General features: G+C 49.7%; 13 protein-coding genes. 8 read left to right on the top strand and 5 right to left on the bottom strand.

Annotated features, from left to right (window positions below; all coding sequences use genetic code 11):
* The first annotated feature begins 308 nt into the window (after positions 1–308).
* Positions 309–2,117 (top strand): anthrax toxin-like adenylyl cyclase domain-containing protein, encoded by a 1,809-nt coding sequence (locus J7439_RS10765; protein ID WP_209201815.1) that lies wholly within the window; start codon positions 309–311, stop codon positions 2,115–2,117.
* Between the two features lie 19 nt (positions 2,118–2,136).
* Here J7439_RS10765 and J7439_RS10760 read toward each other — a convergent pair whose 3' ends face one another.
* Positions 2,137–2,523, bottom strand: a complete 387-nt coding sequence (locus J7439_RS10760) for a type II toxin-antitoxin system VapC family toxin (RefSeq protein ID WP_209201814.1) — start codon at positions 2,521–2,523, stop codon at positions 2,137–2,139.
* Positions 2,523–2,801: an AbrB/MazE/SpoVT family DNA-binding domain-containing protein gene (locus J7439_RS10755; RefSeq protein ID WP_209201813.1), complete on the bottom strand. Its 279-nt coding sequence runs from the start codon at positions 2,799–2,801 to the stop codon at positions 2,523–2,525. Before J7439_RS10755 ends, J7439_RS10760 begins: the two co-directional genes overlap by 1 nt.
* Before the next feature lie 334 nt (positions 2,802–3,135).
* Between J7439_RS10755 and msbA the strand changes: the two genes are divergently transcribed.
* The 4 genes from msbA (at position 3,136) to J7439_RS10735 (ending at position 8,530) form a co-directional block, all read left to right on the top strand.
* Positions 3,136–4,950: a lipid A export permease/ATP-binding protein MsbA gene (gene msbA, locus J7439_RS10750; RefSeq protein WP_209201812.1), complete on the top strand. Its 1,815-nt coding sequence runs from the start codon at positions 3,136–3,138 to the stop codon at positions 4,948–4,950.
* A gap of 423 nt (positions 4,951–5,373) precedes the next feature.
* Positions 5,374–6,633, top strand: coding sequence for a hypothetical protein (locus tag J7439_RS10745; RefSeq protein WP_209201811.1), 1,260 nt, complete (start codon positions 5,374–5,376; stop codon positions 6,631–6,633).
* Positions 6,634–6,857: 224 nt separating this feature from the next.
* Positions 6,858–8,300 carry a bifunctional D-glycero-beta-D-manno-heptose-7-phosphate kinase/D-glycero-beta-D-manno-heptose 1-phosphate adenylyltransferase HldE gene (gene hldE, locus J7439_RS10740; RefSeq protein WP_209201810.1) on the top strand — a complete coding sequence of 481 codons (1,443 nt, stop codon included), beginning with the start codon at positions 6,858–6,860 and terminating at the stop codon, positions 8,298–8,300.
* A 41-nt stretch (positions 8,301–8,341) separates the two neighbouring features.
* Positions 8,342–8,530, top strand: a complete 189-nt coding sequence (locus J7439_RS10735) for a hypothetical protein (protein ID WP_209201809.1) — start codon at positions 8,342–8,344, stop codon at positions 8,528–8,530.
* A gap of 122 nt (positions 8,531–8,652) precedes the next feature.
* Here J7439_RS10735 and J7439_RS10730 read toward each other — a convergent pair whose 3' ends face one another.
* From J7439_RS10730 to J7439_RS10720, 3 genes are all read right to left on the bottom strand, one after another.
* A complete protein-coding gene (locus tag J7439_RS10730; RefSeq protein ID WP_209201808.1) occupies positions 8,653–9,891 on the bottom strand; it encodes an OprO/OprP family phosphate-selective porin in 1,239 nt (412 codons plus the stop codon).
* A gap of 298 nt (positions 9,892–10,189) precedes the next feature.
* On the bottom strand, positions 10,190–14,086 hold the full coding sequence (gene hrpA / locus J7439_RS10725) for an ATP-dependent RNA helicase HrpA (protein ID WP_209201807.1): 3,897 nt from the start codon (positions 14,084–14,086) through the stop codon (positions 10,190–10,192).
* Positions 14,087–14,224: 138 nt separating this feature from the next.
* Positions 14,225–15,907: an AMP-binding protein gene (locus J7439_RS10720; protein WP_209201806.1), complete on the bottom strand. Its 1,683-nt coding sequence runs from the start codon at positions 15,905–15,907 to the stop codon at positions 14,225–14,227.
* Positions 15,908–16,111: 204 nt separating this feature from the next.
* On the opposite strand from J7439_RS10720, the gene J7439_RS10715 reads away from it, so the two are divergent.
* From J7439_RS10715 to J7439_RS10705, 3 genes are all read left to right on the top strand, one after another.
* On the top strand, positions 16,112–17,461 hold the full coding sequence (locus tag J7439_RS10715) for a hypothetical protein (RefSeq protein ID WP_209201805.1): 1,350 nt from the start codon (positions 16,112–16,114) through the stop codon (positions 17,459–17,461).
* 36 nt (positions 17,462–17,497) lie between these two features.
* Positions 17,498–18,502 (top strand): alpha/beta hydrolase, encoded by a 1,005-nt coding sequence (locus J7439_RS10710; protein WP_209201804.1) that lies wholly within the window; start codon positions 17,498–17,500, stop codon positions 18,500–18,502.
* A 130-nt stretch (positions 18,503–18,632) separates the two neighbouring features.
* The gene (locus J7439_RS10705; RefSeq protein WP_101746558.1) at positions 18,633–19,115 is read left to right on the top strand and encodes a MaoC family dehydratase; all 483 of its coding nucleotides are present in this window, start codon (positions 18,633–18,635) and stop codon (positions 19,113–19,115) included.
* Positions 19,116–19,226: the final 111 nt, after the last annotated feature.

Genomic DNA, 19,226 nt, shown 5'->3' with positions numbered 1-19,226 from the left:
CAATAGAACAAATATGAATCACACAAGCCTTTGAAGCAGACCGTTGAACTTCCCCGCCAGGCTTTCGCAGGGCTGAACATAAACCTATCAGCAGCCCCCAGCAGGCAAACGCTCCAACCATGACCGCTAATGGGCAACTAAACCGGGAAACGCTTCGCAATCTCTTCCGGAAACTTCTCTGCGCTTGCCCTGCAAAGCGGGGCATTTTCATTGGACAAAAAAATTCAGATTACAAACCCTCACCACCAACTATGCTGGACATGCGAATTTGCGGATATCCTGTCCTTTAACGGGAGCAAAGATTGCCGATGCAGAACGTTGAAAGTTTCGTTCGCAAAGGGATGAGCTGGGGAAGCCTGCATACTATGGCCAAAAAAATTACCACAAACACACCTACTCAATATCCAGCTCAAGAAAATACACCAAGGCCGGTCAACGATAACACTCGGGGTGTTTTTGCCAATACCCGGCAGGTTTCCCCCATCACTGAGGGCAGTGATAACCATATTAGCAAGGGTGTTAACGGTGACAGGCCTGTGAGACGGATAGACTCACAAAAAAAACTCAGTGAATCATTGATCACTCTGGCTGACCCTGAACCGGAACATGCCTCCCGGGACAAAGTGATCACCGGCCTGCAACAGGTTGCAGCGCACTCCCTCCAGGGAATCCCTTATGATCTTCTGAGTCGGCTGAAAGAGGCCGCTGATAACCGCGGTGCAGCACTGTTTACCCGACCGGTAGAACCGGTCTGCCGCACCCTGATTGATGAAGGGTGGCCCACCAAGCATTTCAGGATCAAGGCTAAAAGCAGTAACTGGGGGGCTCAGGCAGGTACCATTCCGGTGCTTCAGCAGTACAGCAAACTGGCCCTGGACAGGGACAGTAAAATAGAGAAGTACAGTAAGCTGGCGGAAAAGTGCCTGAAAGAGGTCGATCGCAAAGGCAACCAGTACGCCGAGGCTGTGCCATTAAGAATTAGCCAGGCCCGTCTTGAGGAGCTTGAGCGCAATGGCTATCTGTACCAACGAAATGAACAGATCAATGAACACGGTGCCCAGTGTCTCTATTTCAAGACACGGGCCTGCAATCGCAGTGACGGGCCTGAACATACCCAACTGTTGATCAGAGAACCCGATGGCCAATGGGCTGCTTACGACGCTGATCATATATCTCCAGCGCCTGTTATGGTGATCGCGCAGCCGGCAACAGAGCCTGGCGACACGGTACAGCCAATGACCGCAGATATTGATCCTCTGATGGAGGTTTTTCCCCTGGAGAAACTGGATCTGGAGGGTTTGGACCGACTACCCATACCTTTGGTATCAGACAAAGTTGTCATCCGGCAGGTAGACAAGTACCGGTCGAGGGTGAAGAAATCCTTTGCTGCCGGGGAAATATCCAAAGAGGTGTTGCAGGAGAAACTGGCTGACTACGACCAATTGGAAAAAAAACTGCAGAACGATTTTTATTCGGTAAAAGATGAATCCGGGCAGACCTTCTTCAGGGAGGACTCGGATATGGGAAATGTGTCAAACCGAACCCGGAATATGGTTAGCTATTATGAACGGGCATTGGGCAGAAAACATCGGGTTATTCATCATAATGTTGATGCTCACAGTCTGGCCACTGATGAGCAGGCCAATTATCCCATTACCGCTTTTCTGCCAGCCTCATTAAATATGGCTGAAGGGATTTGCATGATTTTCAATGAGGAGCAGTTTCACTCTGTGCTGGGTGAGCTGATGAATCGAGGTTATGCAGTCCAGCAAAATCCACTCTGGAAAATCCGTCCGAAAAATCCTAATTTTATCAATGCCAAGGCCCATGTGGCAGCCAGTATGAAAGCTTCGTTAATCAATCCTGAAGAGTTTGTCAGGGGTCTTGAACAGATGGCCCGGGTGGATGATCCCGATGAAGATTACCGGGCAGCGCTGATCTCTGAACAGGAGGACTATCTGAAAGGTGGCGTTCATGAGCGCCGTGATTCCGCTGTCAGCTTCAGTAGCAGTATCGACTCCGTCGACCAGGGATCAGAGGAAGACTCAACAATAGCGGATATTTCCGATTTCAGCGACATTGACTCTGAGGATGATGATTCTGACTTTGGTCCTTAGGACCTGTACCTCCCGGCGATCACTGCGGCCAGAGCAGGCTGAACTCAGGCAACCTTGAAGCCTTGCGGTCAAAGGTCAGGGTTGTTGCACATTGTTGTTTGTTATGATGCCCGATCATGGCATCCGCAAAATCATAACCCTGTTGATAATCATCAAGAGCTTTCAGGGTTTCCGGACAACGATCAGTTACGCACTTTTGCAGGTGCAAAACAGCTCTGAGTTTCTGACATTGCTGTTCGGGGTCTACCCTGTAAAAATGACTGAGTACCCACACAGTTTCTATCAACACCAGAGGGCTGATGTAAAACTTCTGGCAACCGGTGAGGAAGTTGAGAACCTGTTGATACTGAGGCTCGTCATCCCGAACCAGATAGCGAATCAGGATATTCGTGTCAATACCGTCCATTACTGCTTGCCTTTGTGCTGGTCATGTTTATTGATCCAGGTTTCAGAGGCACCCGCCTTAATGGCTTTTTCCATATCGTCCAGCGATGCCCTGCGACCATTGGTGTGTTGGGCCAGGCACCCTCCAAGGGCTTCAATATCGTCAGACATGGGGGTCAGGATGATTACCCCGTCTTTTTCTTGAAAGAGCACTTTATCACCGGGTTGCAACTGATATTTTTCCCGAATAGCACTGGGAATGGTGACCTGCCCTTTGCTGGTGATTGAGCTGGTTGACATGGCTGAGGTCTCTGGTTCGAGTATTACAAAAGGTAATACCTGATCAGCAGCTTGTCAAAACGGACGGGGTAGCTAGCACATTCCAGTTTTAAGCCTGTCCTTTTTCCGCAACCGAATAAACAAACCTGCTATTTTTCCTGAAGCGCTTCGGCAAACGCCTCGCAAAAAGGCTTTTTAAATGGCTGATTTCGCTGTTATGCTCGCGGGTTCATTTTTATTTTAATGAAAATGCCGCCAGAACGTTCTTCCCAGCCAGACTTTTCTTTTAATCAACAGGGAAGCGGCACTTACGCTCATGGCAACGTCTGTCCAGAGCCGGAAATGATCCTATACCATGTCAGAACAGAACCCTAATCCTGGCAGTCTGCAGATTTACCTTCGACTGCTGACTTACGTAAAACCCTACTCAGGCTATTTTGCCCTGAGCCTCCTTGGCCTGGCTATATTTGCCCTGACCCAGCCCGGTTTTGCCAAACTGCTTGAATACTTTGTCCAGGCGCTGGAAGGTGAAGAGGTCACCCTGCTGCAGAACCAGGCATGGCTTCCCAACTCATCTGTTTCATCACTCTGGCTGATCCCGTCACTGATGGTCCTTATCGCCATCGTTCGGGGCATCGGCTCTTATCTGGGTAATTACTACATCTCCAAGGTCGCGAACTTTGTTATCCATGACCTGAGAACCGAGATGTTCGAGCGCATGATCAACCTGCCCAATGCATTCTTTGATAACAACAACTCCGGCCACCTGATTGCCCGTATTACCTATAACGTCAGCCTGGTGACTGCCGCAGCGACTGATGCCATTCGTGTTGCCGTCCGGGAAGGCCTGACCGTTGTCTTCCTGCTCAGCTTCCTGTTTTACACCAGCTGGAAGATGACCCTGATCTTTATTGCCGCACTGCCAATCATCGCCATGGTGGTTGCCTATGCCAGCAAACGTTTCCGAAGGATCAGCCGGAATATGCAAAATTCCATGGGTGACCTGACCCATGTCACCTCGGAAACCATTAATGGCTATCGGGAGGTCAGGGGGTTTGGCGGTGAAGGTTATGAATGTGATCGCTTCCGGTCTTCCAGTGCCGCCAATACCCGCCAGAACCTTAAGCTGGCGAAAGCGGGCTCCGTCCATACACCGGTTCTGCAATTTATCGTCTCCATAGCCCTTGCCCTTTTGCTGTTTATGGTTCTTTTTGTCAAAGGTGACTCAACCACAGCAACCCTGGTGGGATATGTGACGGCGGCCGCCCTGCTGCCCAAGCCGATCCGCCAGCTCAGCGAAGTGAACGCCAGTATCCAGAAGGGCATCGCGGCGGCAGAAAGTATTTTCGCCATGGTGGATGAAACACCAGAAGCCAATCATGGCCAGTACACCTGTGACCGGGTAACCGGTTGCGTTGAATTCAGGCAGATTGGTTTTGCCTATCCGGGTGCGGAATCACCCGCACTGAAAGACATCAGCTTCACCATTCAACCGGGACAAACCTACGCCCTGGTAGGGCGATCCGGTTCCGGCAAAAGCACCCTCGCCAATCTTGTTCCCAGGTTCTATAACCATACCGAAGGCGATATCCTGATTGACGGTGTCCCCCTGAATGACTTTGAATTGAAAAACCTGCGCAGCCAAATTGCCCTGGTCAGCCAGAACATCACCCTGTTCAATGATACCGTTGCCAGAAATATTGCCTACGGTGCCCTGGGGGATACGGCCGATCAGGAAGATATCCGCCTGGCTGCAGAAGCGGCCCATGCCACAGAGTTCATCAAAGACATGTCGGACGGTATTCACACGATTGTTGGCGAAGACGGCGTTCTCCTGTCCGGTGGCCAGCGTCAGCGTCTGGCCATTGCCCGTGCGGTGCTTAAAGATGCGCCCATCCTGATTCTGGATGAAGCAACCTCAGCCCTGGACACGGAATCCGAGCGCCATATTCAGGCAGCCCTGGATAGCATCATGAAAGGCCGTACCACCCTGGTGATTGCCCACCGCCTGTCAACCATTGAGAATGCCGACTGCATCCTGGTAATGGAGCATGGCCGAATTATTGAACGGGGAACCCATACTGAACTGCTGGCGAAAGGTGAACATTACGCCAAACTGCACAAGATGCAGTTTCAGGATGAACCGCCTGTTACCGTGGAACAAGTTTAAATATTACACAGGAAGAAAATGGAACTTTTGCTCCCTTTTTCAATCCTACCTAGTACATCATTTCAATAAGTTTGATGTGTAAAATCTCCGTTCACCCCGGGTGCCCTTCGGCTCAGCTCAGGATGAACGGAGCTTGGGAGCCATTGATAGAAGGAACTCATCAATTAAATTGAAACCATGTACTGGTCGTATCTTGAGCTTAAACAGGCATTTCCAATGGAAACATATCCAGGCACTAACCCGGCAAACGTCTCGGCAGCACCTTCCAATCAGTTAACCCGGCCTTTAACACCCGCTTCTGATAGCTCCAAATGTGTTTTTTCTCCTCACCGAACATTGGCAAAATGTCAGACGCATACATCCATTCAGTCCGACTCCAATGACATAACATCCACCAGGACCACTAACATTGAATCAAGAGCTGTGCTTCCCGGTAGTGCCGACACAACAATACTTGCCTCTTCAGGCTCTGGTTCTTCTATACCGCTAAAAGGCACTCAAAATAATGACATTACGGAAAGTTCTCTGCCCAATGAGTTGCAAGCGTGTATTCAGCAGTGGCAAAAGATCTCGACTAAATACCCACGAAATTTAATGTTTAAGGAACTCATCGAGTTCATGACCAAATGCAAAAGAGCATTGATACTCCGATCAATTCAACTGGGCAGGTTTGACAGGGAAAATCCAGCACACATTGCCGAGGCTTTTCTGTCAGGTACGTTGAATATGGCAACCCGCAGAGTCTCCAACATACCAAAGCACATTTTAATGCCAGAATTATTTCCACCTGATAATACTAACGCACTAATAATGTTCAGCGAACATAGCACCTATAAACTATCGATCGCTTTCAGACATAAAAAAGTAAGTGAAATAATTACTGAGACCATCTCCCACCAGGATGCTACGTTTTTTATACCTGATGACCCTTTTAAAACATGTCATACCACTGCGGATTTTATTGGGGCATTGCTTTCCACAATTTGTACTTTTTATGATCCTGCGACCTCAAAACGTGTTCAGGCTCAAACTGACTCAACTTGCCCTGATACCAGTGATGATAATTGTGACATTGCCATACTCTTCAAGACATTGGGATTATGGAAAAGTCAGGATAAAACCCTTGTTATTCCCTGCATAAAAACACAATCCAGCCACATCCCGCCATTCAAATTAATCACCTCTTTCTCAAAGTCGCTGCCTGAAAGCCACCCCTACCATGCGTTGTTCAAAAGGCCCAAGCTGAACCCGGCAGGGCTAACTTACTGCCCAAGAACAAAAGAAGTTCAATCGGATAACCTTGAAAAATTTCAAAACAGAACCTTAAAATCTCTGCTGAATAGCATGAGCGAGCAACCGGCAAGATCGTCAAAACCAAAAGCCCCCCAATCATCTGCATCAGCTCAACCTTCGCCAACCGTAGCCCCTGCCAGTTCTTATAAATTAGAAAATCCCTCAGAAAAAACACTATCCCTTGCCAAACAAATCGCTTTGCTGATCGAGCGTAATGATAAAGCCAAGCTCAAAACACTACTTGAACATAACCCTCAATACGCCACTGAACTTAAAGACTCCCAGAATAATAAACTGCAAAAATACCTGTCTAAATGCCAGGACACCCAGGCTGAAATTGATGATACGAGTGTCGAGGATTACGACGACCATCTGACGTCACAGGATTAATATTCTTTCTCACTTACGCAGCAGAAAACATCTGTGGTAAAGTCGCCAATTTACCGTAAAACAGCTGTACTGCTCCCGATCCGGAAACGCGAAACAAGGCACATAAGGTGTACCAGCATACGCTGTACAACCTTTGCCAAAATACCCGTCAACTGACTTTAAGGTGCATATTGCACGGCTGTGGTATGGTAAGCAACTGCCATTAAGCTGACTGGACCTCATTGATGAAATTGACGATTCCCCGTTTTGATCTGGCCAAAGTCCTGGTAATTGGCGATATCATGCTGGATCGATACTGGCATGGTGCCACCTCCCGGATTTCACCGGAAGCGCCAGTGCCTGTAGTCAAAGTCGGACAGATAGAAGACCGTCCGGGCGGAGCGGGCAATGTTGCCCTCAACATTGCCACACTGGGCGCACCGGCATGGGTTATCGCAGCGACCGGTGACGATGAAGCCGCCGATGCCCTTCAGACCCGACTGGAGGCCGCTGGCATTTACTGCAGCTTTGCCCGAATTCCCGGTGCACCGACCATTACCAAGTTACGGGTCATTTCCCAGCATCAGCAATTGATTCGTCTGGATCATGAAGAAAGCTTTGATGGTCTGAGTCCCGATGTCATTGAAGAAAAGGCCGCCCAGCTTATCCATAATCTGAGCGCCATTGTCCTTTCTGATTACGGCAAGGGAACTCTGCAGGGCTGCCAGCAGCTGATTCGCCTGGCCCGATCCCATAATATTCCCGTTCTCGTGGACCCCAAAGGCAGCAGCTTTGAGCGTTACCGTGGTGCCACGGTGATAACGCCCAACCTGAAAGAGTTTGAGACAATTGTTGGCCCCTGCCGCAGCGAAGAAGAGCTGGTCAGTAAAGGTCAACAACTGTTAAAAGACCTTGAGCTGGGAGCACTGCTTATTACCCGCAGTGAACACGGCATGACCCTGATCCGGGAAAATGAACCTGAGGTTCACTTCCCGGCAAGGGCAAGAGAAGTTTTCGATGTAACAGGTGCAGGCGACACGGTTATCTCGGTACTGGCCGCCTCCCTGGCCGCTGGCTGTAACATGCCCCAGGCTGCCGGTCTGGCCAATATTGCCGCCGGCATTGTTGTGGCCAAGTTAGGCACCGCCAGCGTCTCCATGCCCGAACTGAGACGTGAAGTGAACCGGGAGCTGGGTGCTGAAAGAGGTGCCGTATCTGCTGAGCAATTGATGGTTGCGGTTGAAGATGCCCGGGCTCATGGCGAAAAGATCGTATTTACCAATGGCTGTTTTGATATCCTCCATGCTGGCCATGTTGGCTACCTGGAGCAGGCACGCAAACAGGGGGACAGGCTGATTCTTGCCATTAATGGCGATGATTCTGTCACCCGCCTGAAAGGCGAAGGACGCCCGATTAACCCGGTGGACCGCCGAATGGCAGTACTTGCTGGCCTGGAGGCAGTGGACTGGGTTGTCAGTTTTGATGAAGATACCCCGGAAAATCTGATTCAGGCAATCAAGCCGGATGTACTGGTAAAAGGTGGCGACTACTCACTGGATGAAGTGGTCGGTGCCCCGATTGTTCATGAATACGGCGGCGAAGTAAAAGTGCTGGCTTTCCTGGAGAACTGCTCAACCACTGCCATTGTTGATAAAATCCGCGATGAAAAAGAAGCACAACCTGCCTGACGATTGCCTGGCCATAACCTCTGTGGCCAGCTCCTGATCTCATGAATCACCTGCCGGGTATCACCCGGCAGAGTAAGAGCCTGTGGGACTTAACGACATCCACAGGTTCTGACAGGTCAAATAACACGTACTCATTAACCGGATCTATCAAGCGACTTGGTCTGCTGTGGGCAGACTTCCCGGGCAAGCAGTTGATTAACAATGTCAATGCGCTTGACTTTGCCGAATAACCTGCGTCCAACACTTATATTTATTCAGCCTGCCAGCATTTATGCATGAGATCATGATTGATCACAGCCCTTAAAGACGCAAAAAGCCCTGATGGCATCAGGGCCTCAAGTTACTATTTCACTCAGAATACGTACTGAATTCTACCAACAATCGCGGTTCCCTTATCCTCTGCATTGGCTACCCCCTCAATATCTGCATGGTTATCCAGCTGGCCTGTGACATAGTTCAGGCTGGCGCGAATATTAGCGGTTGGGAAGTAATTCACCCCTACCGTATAACTGGAAGCTTCTACATCCTTACCATTATTACCTTTTGATACGGCACTCTGGGCGTCAACATCCATTGCTGTATAACGGGCGAAGGCCTCCCACTTACCCCCTTTGGGCTTACTGAAGCTTCCTTTCTTGTAGGAGCGCTTGCCACCATCCAACATATAGGAAATCTCACCATAGTAGCCATTCAGCTTAACATCAGAACTCGCAGTACCTGACTTGATTTTCCTTTGCAGATATTCACCCTGCAGCTTCAGAGACTGCATCTGAAAGGCTGCTTCAACAGCGTATTCACGATCACTGGTCACAGTATTTACAGTGTCAAACAGTGTGCTCTTCTCACCTTTTTTGATGCCTAACCGGGTGTCACCATCAACATCAGCATTATCCGGATTGCCGTCAAAAACGCTCAGACCGAGGTGCAAAAGCATTTCGTCATTCATAATGGGAACATAGGTACCACGGAATGAATAGCCAATACTGTCTTTGCTGGAATTATTGCTTTCGCTATTACCGGTATTAACCAATGCCAGCTGTGCGGTGTAGTTTTTTGCTGAGCTGGATGCTCTCACACCATACTCATTACCACCGGCCCCATTCATCATATTAAGGACAAAAGGCCTTTCAATACCGGTAATCCATGAAGAGCTGGTAGAGTCTTCCAGACCAAAATCCATATCCCATCGGCCTACGGTAACTTCAACAGGTTTAAAACCGGTATAACCGATGGTGGCATCATCCAGATCGATGGAATCATCACTGCCTGTTTTCAGCTTAAGTCCGTATTTCCAGAGGCCATAGGCTTTGCCGCTGACCTTGATTTCACCACGGCGAATGTAGGAGGTTAAGCCATCTTTCGGGTTCGCTAAATTCGTCGTGTCCTGTCCATAAAGATCGTCATAGCTGGCAACATCCCACTGGAGCTTGCCGCTGACCTTAAAAGAGAAATCACCACTCTCTGTTTTTAACTGAAGGCCACCATTTTTGGTGCTGACAATGATATCTTCACCTTCTGTTTTAACCACACCTGCGTTTGCCTGCAGAAAAACACCCATCCCCAGAAAAAGTGCAATTGGCTTAAGTTTCATTCCCAGATATTCCCATTTAGTGTTTTTGTCTTGTCCTTCAATGCCAAAATGATCGTGATTAATGACAGCTGTTTTCAGCGGTACCAATTAAATCATTTTCCCCTGGCACTTTTTGATTACTGCGGAAGGTATCTTGGAGACGGGATATTTCAGAAAGGTTAAGATCAAATGAAGTTTTTATTTCAACGGTAATACAGCCAGTAACACTCCATAACTACAGAGTCATAAGTAGCTAACCATTGAAATCACATATTTCTGACTCCTTGTGCCAGCTACTTAGAGGGAAAGCACTGATGACTTAAATCGCTTCCACCTCTTCCCACAATTTCCGCAGTCGTTTGTCCGATACCGGAAATCGAGTGCCCAGTTGCTGGGCAAACAGGGAAACCCGGTACTCTTCAATCATCCAATAGAACTGCTGAAGATTTGGATCGATCACTTTATGCTGATAATGAGCCTCCCGGCGCTTATCATATTTCTGCTGCAGAGCGGTCAGCTCTTCCGTCCAGGCCCGATCACGGTTTACCTGGGCTGGCAGCTTCTCCAGCCTGACCTCAATCGCCTTGAAATAACGAGGATAATGGCTTAGCCACTCCATACCCGCTGAAGTCATAAACCCCGGTTGCAACAGCCTTTGCATATGCTGCTTGATATCCGCCAGGGCCAGGGCCCGATCAAAGCTGATCTTACCTTTCAGCTGTCGGCTAATCCCCTGGGCAATACGAAAGATCTCATTAAGAATGGGATCAATCTTCTCGGCAAAAGGTACAATGTCGCCTTTACGCTGCTCCAGCAATGCCATAAATGATTCACGGTTTCTGGGCAGCTCGCTGTCCTTATTCAGATAGACGCCACTGATAATCAAACTCTGCACATCATCTTCAAGCAGGTTCTGATTCATCAGGTTAGTGGCCAGCAACCTGGTTTCTTTCAATCGAGCCATTTTACTCAAGGCAAACTTCAGCTGGGTGGACAGCCTGATCCTGAGCAGTCGGGTCAACCCTTTGCGGTTTTCAACGTCGGCCATCGCCGGACTCTCAAACAGCTGAACAGCCACGGAATCACGCTGGTCAACCAGAGCCGGGTATGACTTTAATACCAGCCCCCCGGCTTTGCGGGTAATTTCATGGGGCAGCTCGCCACAGGTCCAGTCCAGCAGACCTTCCTGTTCCAGATGACTTTTCGCCAGCTTGCGGATGGTATCCTGCACATGATCAGAGAACTGTTGCCGGAGCTGATGCAAATCACGCCCCTGGCCAATAACATCGCCATCTTCATTCACCACCCGGATATTCATCAGCAAGTGCGCCTCCAGGTTATCCCGGTTCCAGTGCTCTTCGAGAATACGCACACCGGACATACGGGTCAGCTGTCGCCCAAGCATGTCGGTCAGCGGCTCGTCACAGGCAGAGAGCGATTCCAGGGCACCGTTGACAAAATCAGGCACCGGGACAAAGTTCTTGCGCACCGGCTTGGGCATGGATCGAACCAGGGCCACACACTTGTCGAACAGCATTCCGGGCACCAGCCACTCCAGACGATGCCTGGGCAGCAACCTTAATGCCTCCACAGGCACGGTCAGGGTGACGCCGTCATCCGGCTCACCCGGGGCAAAGTGATAACTGAGGGGCAGCTCCAGCCCGTCCCAGCGGAAGCGATCCGGGTATCGGTTGACGGTGATATGCTCTGCTTCATGCTGCATAAGATAGTCTTTGGTAAGGTGCAGCAAATCAGGCTTCTGTCGTTCAGCCCCCTTGCGCCACTGCTCAAAGCCCGCACCGTTACAGATATCCGCAGGAATCAGGGCATCGTAAAAGTGGTAGAGCGTGTCACTGTCCACCAGAATATCCCGGCGGCGGGACTTCGCTTCCAGCTCATCCACTTCGTCAATCAATGCCAGATTATGCTTCTGAAACGCCCCTTTGGAATCAAAGTGCCCTTCAACCAGGGCTTCACGGATAAAGATCTCCCGGGCAACCACCGGATCTATCGGGCCATAATTTACCCGACGACGGCCGACCACAATCAATCCATACAGTGTGACCTGCTCAAACGCCACCACCTGGGCACGCTTCTTCTCCCAGTGGGGTTCAAAATAATTCCGCTTCACCAGATGCGTTGCCAGCGGCTCAATCCATTGGGGCTCCAGTTTGGCATTGGTTCGGGCAAAAAGCCTGGAGGTTTCCACCAGCTCCGCCGCCATCACCCATTTGGGCTTGCGCTTATAAAGCGTCGATGCCGGAAACAGATAAAAGCGCCGGTTTCTGGCCCCCATATAATCCGCTTCATCATCTTTACTGCCCAACTGGGACAAAAGGCCGGATAGCAGTGATTTGTGAACATCACCATAGCTGGCAGGGCTGTCATTCAAGCGGAATTGCAGGTCTTTACAGGCCAGTGTCAGCTGTCGATGGAGGTCGCGCCACTCGCGCATGCGCATAAAAGACAGAAACTGTTTATTGCAGTATTTGCGCAGCTGGTTCTGGGACAGGGCCTGCCGCTGTTCCTCATAAGCTTCCCAGAGATTCACATAGGTCATAAAGTCCGAATCATCGTGATAAAACTCACGGTGTCGCTGATCTGCTGCCTGCTGTTTGTCCTGCGGGCGTTCCCTGGGATCCTGTGCCGCCAGGGCACTGACAATAATCAATACTTCATGCAGGGCATTGTTTTTATTAGCTTCGATCAGCATCCGTCCAAGGCGGGGATCCACCGGCAGCTGCCCCAGCTGTCGGCCAATCGGGGTAATACGCCGGTCTTTCCCCACCGCCACCAGCTCCTGCAGCAGCTTGAAGCCATCATTAATGGCTTTGCCATCCGGTGGATCAACAAACGGAAACGCGGCAATATCCCCCAGCCCCATTCGCAACATCTGCAAGATCACCGCCGCCAGGTTGGTTCTGAGAATCTCCGGATCGGTAAACTCCGGACGGGAAAGAAAATCCTCCTCAGAGTAAAGGCGAATACAGATACCTTCGGCAACACGACCACAGCGCCCTTTACGCTGATTGGCCGATGCCTGTGACACGGCTTCTACCGGCAGTCGCTGGACTTTTGACCGGACACTGTAGCGGCTGATACGCGCAGTGCCCGGATCAATCACATAGCGAATACCCGGCACCGTTAACGAGGTTTCGGCAACGTTGGTGGACAAAATAACACGACGACCGGAGTGTTCCTGGAAGATCCGGTTCTGCTCGGCGGCAGAAAGGCGGGCATACAATGGCAGAATGTCAGTATGGGGCAGTTTGGCATCCCGGAGGAACTGGTGAGTTTCCCGGATATCCCGTTCACCACTGAGAAACACCAGCACATCGCCCAGTGGTTTGCCCTTTCCTGCGCGTTCAAGGCTGTCAATCTCTTCCAGTGCTGCCAGAATCCCCTGCTGTAATCGCTGGTCAGCATCACGCCCTTCCAGCTCAAGATCTTCCAGTGGACGATATAATGTCTCTACCGGATAGGTTCTGCCCGAGACTTCGATCACCGGCGCTTGATCAAAGTGCTTTGAAAACCGTTCGACATCAATGGTAGCTGACGTGATGATGACTTTCAGGTCTGGTCGTTTAGGCAGAATCAGCTTGATATAGCCCAGAAGGAAATCAATATTCAGGCTGCGCTCATGGGCTTCATCAATGATCAGGGTGTCATAGCGGTTAAGAAACCGGTCATTCTGGATCTCAGCCAGCAGAATACCGTCAGTCATCAACTTGATCAGGGTGGTTTCGGTGGAGTGATCGGTGAAACGCACCTGGTAACCAACCTGCTCACCCACGACTCCCCCAAGCTCTTCAGCAATGCGATTGGCAACGGAACGGGCGGCCAGTCGCCGGGGCTGAGTATGGGCAATCGTGCCAAAAATACCACGACCCGCCTCAAGACAGATTTTTGGCAACTGGGTTGTCTTGCCTGAGCCTGTTTCACCGGCGATCACCACTACCTGGTGATCACGGATAGCCCTGGCGATATCCTCTTTCCGGTCAATCACCGGTAACGCCTGCTCATAACGGACTTCAGGAAGCGCTGCTTGTCGCAGCTCTACCAGCAACAGCGATGACGCTATTTTTTTCTGAATCCGCTCCAGACCTGCCTCATCATCCCGTTTCAGCCGACGCAATTGACCACGCAAGCGGTAACGGTCACGTATCATGCATTGATTGATGGACTGGCGCAGTTGCTTATCGGAAAAGCCGGACACCCAGGTACTCCCGTTTATATGGAATCAGTGAATTATACTGGTTTGGAAAAGCGGCCTGAATGGCCGCCCGACAGGAATTCTATCCACACATTAAATATCCCGGACAACTGTCATTACCCGGACAAGTAGCACTTTCCCCTACTGGCTGCCCCGGGCTGCCAGCTCTTCATCACGCAAATGACGACGGAGGATTTTACCCACATTGGTCGTGGGTAGCTCATCTCTGAACTCAACCATTTTGGGTACTTTATAGCCCGTCAGGTTCTGCCGGAAAAAGTGAATCACTTCTTCTTTGGTCAGCCCCGGATTACTGGACACCACAAACACCTTGATCGCCTCACCCGAGCGCTTGTCAGGAACACCGATCACAGCACACTGAGAGACATCAGGGTGGGCAGAGAGCACCTCCTCCAGTTCATTCGGGTACACATTGAAACCGGAAATACAGATCATGTCCTTTTTGCGATCGACAATGGTAACATAACCTTCCTCATCTATTCGGGCAATGTCGCCGGTTCTCAGCCAGCCATCCAGAAACGCTTCTTCAGTGGCCTGTTCACTCTGCCAGTAGCCCTTCATCACCTGAGGGCCTTTTATGCAGAGTTCACCCACTTCGCCAATGGGCAGGTCCTGATCTTCAGCATCAACCACTTTCAATTCACAGGACGGCACTGGCAGGCCGATGGTGCCCAGTTTGATTTTACCCAGTGGATTAATCGTCACCACCGGCGATGTTTCTGTCATACCATAACCTTCACAGATGCGACTGCCGGTCAGGTTCTCCCATCGCTCCGCAGTATCCAGTTGCAGCGCCATCCCACCAGAAATAGTGTTTTTCAAATAGGAGAAATCAAGACGACGGAAGGCTTCCTGGTTCATCAGCCCGACAAACAGAGTATTCAGACCAATAAACATACTGAAAGGCTTACCGGTCAAATCCCTGATAAAGGATTTCATATCCCGCGGGTTGGTAATAAGCATGTTATGCTCACCCAGCAAGATAGCCACCATACAATGCACGGTAAAAGCAAAAATATGATAAAGCGGCAGTGGCGCAATAATCAGCTCCTCGCCTTCCCGCAAATTACCCCCAACAAGCGCCTTGACCTGGAACATATTGCTGAGAATATTGCGGTGAGTCAGCATGGCACCTTTAGCGACACCTGTCGTACCACCGGTATACTGCAAGATGGCAACATCATCATTTTCCCGCCGAATATCCGTGCAATGATGCAGGGCTCCCCGGCTGAGAACAGTGGTAAATGACACCGCCGATGGCAGCAAATAATCCGGCACCATTTTCTTAACGTATTTGACCACCAGATTCACCAGCGTCCGCTTAAAGGTGGGCAGCAAATCTCCGACCTGCGTCACCACAACATGCTTGATGGCTGTTTTGGGAATCACCTTCTCAGCCATGTGCGCCATGTTGGCCAACACCACCAGCGCCTTGGCACCGGAATCAAGGAACTGGTGCTCCATCTCACGTTCGGTATAGAGCGGATTGGTGTTCACCACAATTAATCCCGCACGCAGTGCACCAAAGACTGCCACAGGAAACTGCATGACATTGGGCAGCATAATGGCTATACGATCGCCGGGGCGCAAATCGGTGTGATTTTGCAGATAACTGCAGAAATGCCCACTAAGCTCATAAAGACGGGAATAGCTCAGCTCATGCCCCATGTTGCTGAATGCCGGTTTGCTGGCAAACTTGCGGGTGCTGTACTCCAGTACATCAATAATTGAGCGATACTGACCAACATCAATCGTTGCAGGAATACCTTTCGGGTACTTGTCTTTCCAGAAACCGGTGGTCATGGAGTACGCCTCCCACATCCATGATGGAGCTGTATAGAATAAAAACTGGCTCGCAAACTGTTCAACCTGTCTTGCAGACTATCGCATTGGAAAATCTTTCGAGATTATCAGTTTTCTGCTGCTCCTGATAGACGACCTGCGGTAAATACTTCTAACCTGTTTTCAACGAAGGGCTGAACAATAGTATTCACAAGAGAAAAGCCAATGGACAGAATAAACGGCAATCACCTGCTGACAGGCACTTACACGCCACCATCTGATCACCATAAAGCACAAAGGCCACTGAAGACAGCACAACCACAATCTTCTTGCCCCATAAATTCATCAATGAGCACCAATCTTTCCGAGCGATTGATATCGGTACCTCTTCTTCAGCCATTAGTGAGTCAGCGATGGCCTGTGTCATCGCTTCAGAGCAAGCGGACAACGCCACTCTACAACAAGAGTACACCTCGTTTATCCGGGGATCCTGACATGACCAAACCCGTTAAGGAATTTATACGTCTTTGGCAGTATATCACCGAAACCAGGGCAATTAAGGTTTTTATTGGCAGCATTCTTTCACCAAATAGAATGAGCAAACTTCTGAACCAATTAAATAAGCTGACATTATCCTGGGATGAGCAATTACAAACCCTGACAAATTACTACCTGATAACATTCGGCGAAAACCCGGGCAGCGCTATTCAACGCTTTACAGATGACAGAAAGTCAGTGGAACACCATTTAAAAACCCCGGACCATCCCGCCCGGAGTATAACAACGATTACCACAGTTTTTGACCAGGCCGAAGCCTGTATCAATAGCGGCCTGGGTATTAAAAGACATTTAACCAACCTGTCACAAAACCATTACTCAATGTCAATGGACGATTTGGAGCACAAAGAATTGGATGAGTGCAACCTGCACCTGCAAACAGAATATCAAAAAGATCTCAAAATCTCCTCCAACACGAAATTAAGTGACATTTTTTCCAATGATTTATTAAGAGGCATGAATATTGACATTTACTCTCCATCCGATCGCCCCCTGCTTGGCATTTACAGCAATACAAAAACCTGCTCGTTCAAGGAAAGAGAGGAGAGTGGTGTTATTATCGACCAAATGACCTTTGACACAGGGAACCTTACAGACCGTGATACTCGTGAACAGCTATTCCAATCCCTGATTGAAGCAAAACTTGACAAGATCCTGGGCTCTCAAAAACAGGTACACATCTTCACTTTTCTCTGTAGCCAACGATCTGCCAATATTTTCCACAATTTATTAAATCTGTATTTCATTGGAAAAAACCTGAGTTTGTCAATGCCTGAAAGAGCAATAAGAACGGAAGCAAGAGTTCTTGATAATGGTGATGTGTCAGTGAGGACGATTTTATCACTGCAAAAATACAAGCTGATCGATAGCCGCTCCGGTGACGCCACCTCTTTTGATATTGAACAGATGATTGAGGTAGAGGCACTGTCCGTGATCACTACGGACAACCTTCAGCCACACTTTGATAAAATAAACGTGAAGATACTCGAGCCAGTTTCCATTCAATTCAGATGTTAAGCATAATGAATCTAATAGCCTATTCAAGGATGCCGTATGACCCACCCGGAATCGCCACCATCACTGGTAACCATCAACAGCCAATCAGGCCACCACCGTATTCCGGTTTACCAGTGGCTGGTGAAAAAAAATCCAAAGGCTGTGCTACATATCAGTCATGGCATGGCTGAGCACGGTGCCCGCTACCAAGAGCTGGCTGAGCAGCTGACCAGAAGAGGGTTTCATGTCTATGCCCATGATCACCGCGGGCATGGCGCAACCATCAACAAAGATAAAACGTCCAGCCAGGGGCATTTTGGTGATCATGATGGGTGGAATAATGTGGTTCAGGACCTGAAGCGGGTTGTTGACCACACTCTTGCCCAGCACCCAACTCTACCCTGCTTTCTTCTGGGTCACAGCATGGGAAGTTATATACTGCAAAGTTATCTGGGCAGGCATAACCCCAATATATCCGGTGCCATTCTCTCCGGGTCAAACTTTGTGGCCAAGCCATTGCTGATGCTGGCCCGGCTGATCGCCAAAATTGAAACCCTGCGCCAGGGAGTGATGGGGCACAGCCCTGTCATCCACCAACTGACATTTGCCGGATACAACAACCGCTTTAAACCCAATACGACCGAGTTTGACTGGTTAAGCCGCAATCCTGAATCGGTTATGCGATATGTCAAGGATCCGCTTTGTGGTTTTCGTTGCAGCAACCAGCTCTGGCATGACCTGTTCGGGGGGCTGCAGGAAATCAGTTCCAAAAGCCTGTTAAAGAAGATTAACCACCAGCTGCCAGTGCTAATCATAGGGGGAGACCAAGACCCTGTCAGCGCACCGGATGGCTTAAAAAACCTGCAAAAGGCATGGATCAGTTCTGGTCACAGCAATACGACATTGACGCTATACCCAGGTGCCAGACACGAATTATTTCATGAAACCAACCATCAGGAAGTGATTGATCAGCTGTGCAACTGGCTTGAAAAGCGGCAATCCGGGCACGGCAGTCAAATCACACTCGATTCAGACACCTGCCCTCAGGTAATAAAGCGTTGAAGTCAGGAAAAAACCATGACGGCAGTTCTCCGGTACCCGACACCCCACAATAGGTGCGATAATCATTGCCAATGAAAATATACTGCTCAAACAGTTACCCATACTTAACAAAGCAATAGAGCCTTAACTTATGCGCAAGCTGGAAAATATCCCATTCGAAGCATTAACCATTGGCACCAGAGCCAGCCTGACCCGCACACTGACCGACGAAGACCTCCTGCTGTTTGCCAAAGTATCCGGCGATACTAATCCCGTTCATCTGGACGAGGCATTTGCCGCAACCACCCAGTTCGAAGGTCGTATTGCCCACGGCATGTGGACCGCCTCACTGATTTCCTGTGCCCTGGCGACAAAACTGCCGGGACCCGGTGGTATCTATCTGGGCCAGGAGCTAAAATTCCTGCGCCCGGTAAAAGTCGGTGATACGGTAACGGTTGAGCTGGAAATTCTGGAAATCAACGAACAGCGAAAACGTGCAACCGTCTCGACCAATGTGATCAACCAGAATGGTAAAACCGTTGTGAAAGGCAAAGCGGAAATCATGCCTTCCTCTGGTAAGGTCGTTGTTGATGAATATCCGCTGCCCGAAGTAGTATTGAAGCGAGCCGAATAGAAACATCGACAAAAAGCCCTGCCTGACACGCCCTCTGCTGTCAGGCTTCCCCAGAATAATAGACTGGTACCCGCTCTACACGACAGCAGTGCCCATAAGTGGAGAATAACA

Source organism: Salinisphaera sp. G21_0, assembly GCF_017744115.1.
Taxonomy (GTDB): Bacteria; Pseudomonadota; Gammaproteobacteria; order Pseudomonadales; family Endozoicomonadaceae; genus Endozoicomonas.
Note: the sequence above shows the minus strand (reverse complement) of the source record. Positions and strands in the feature narration are given on the sequence as shown.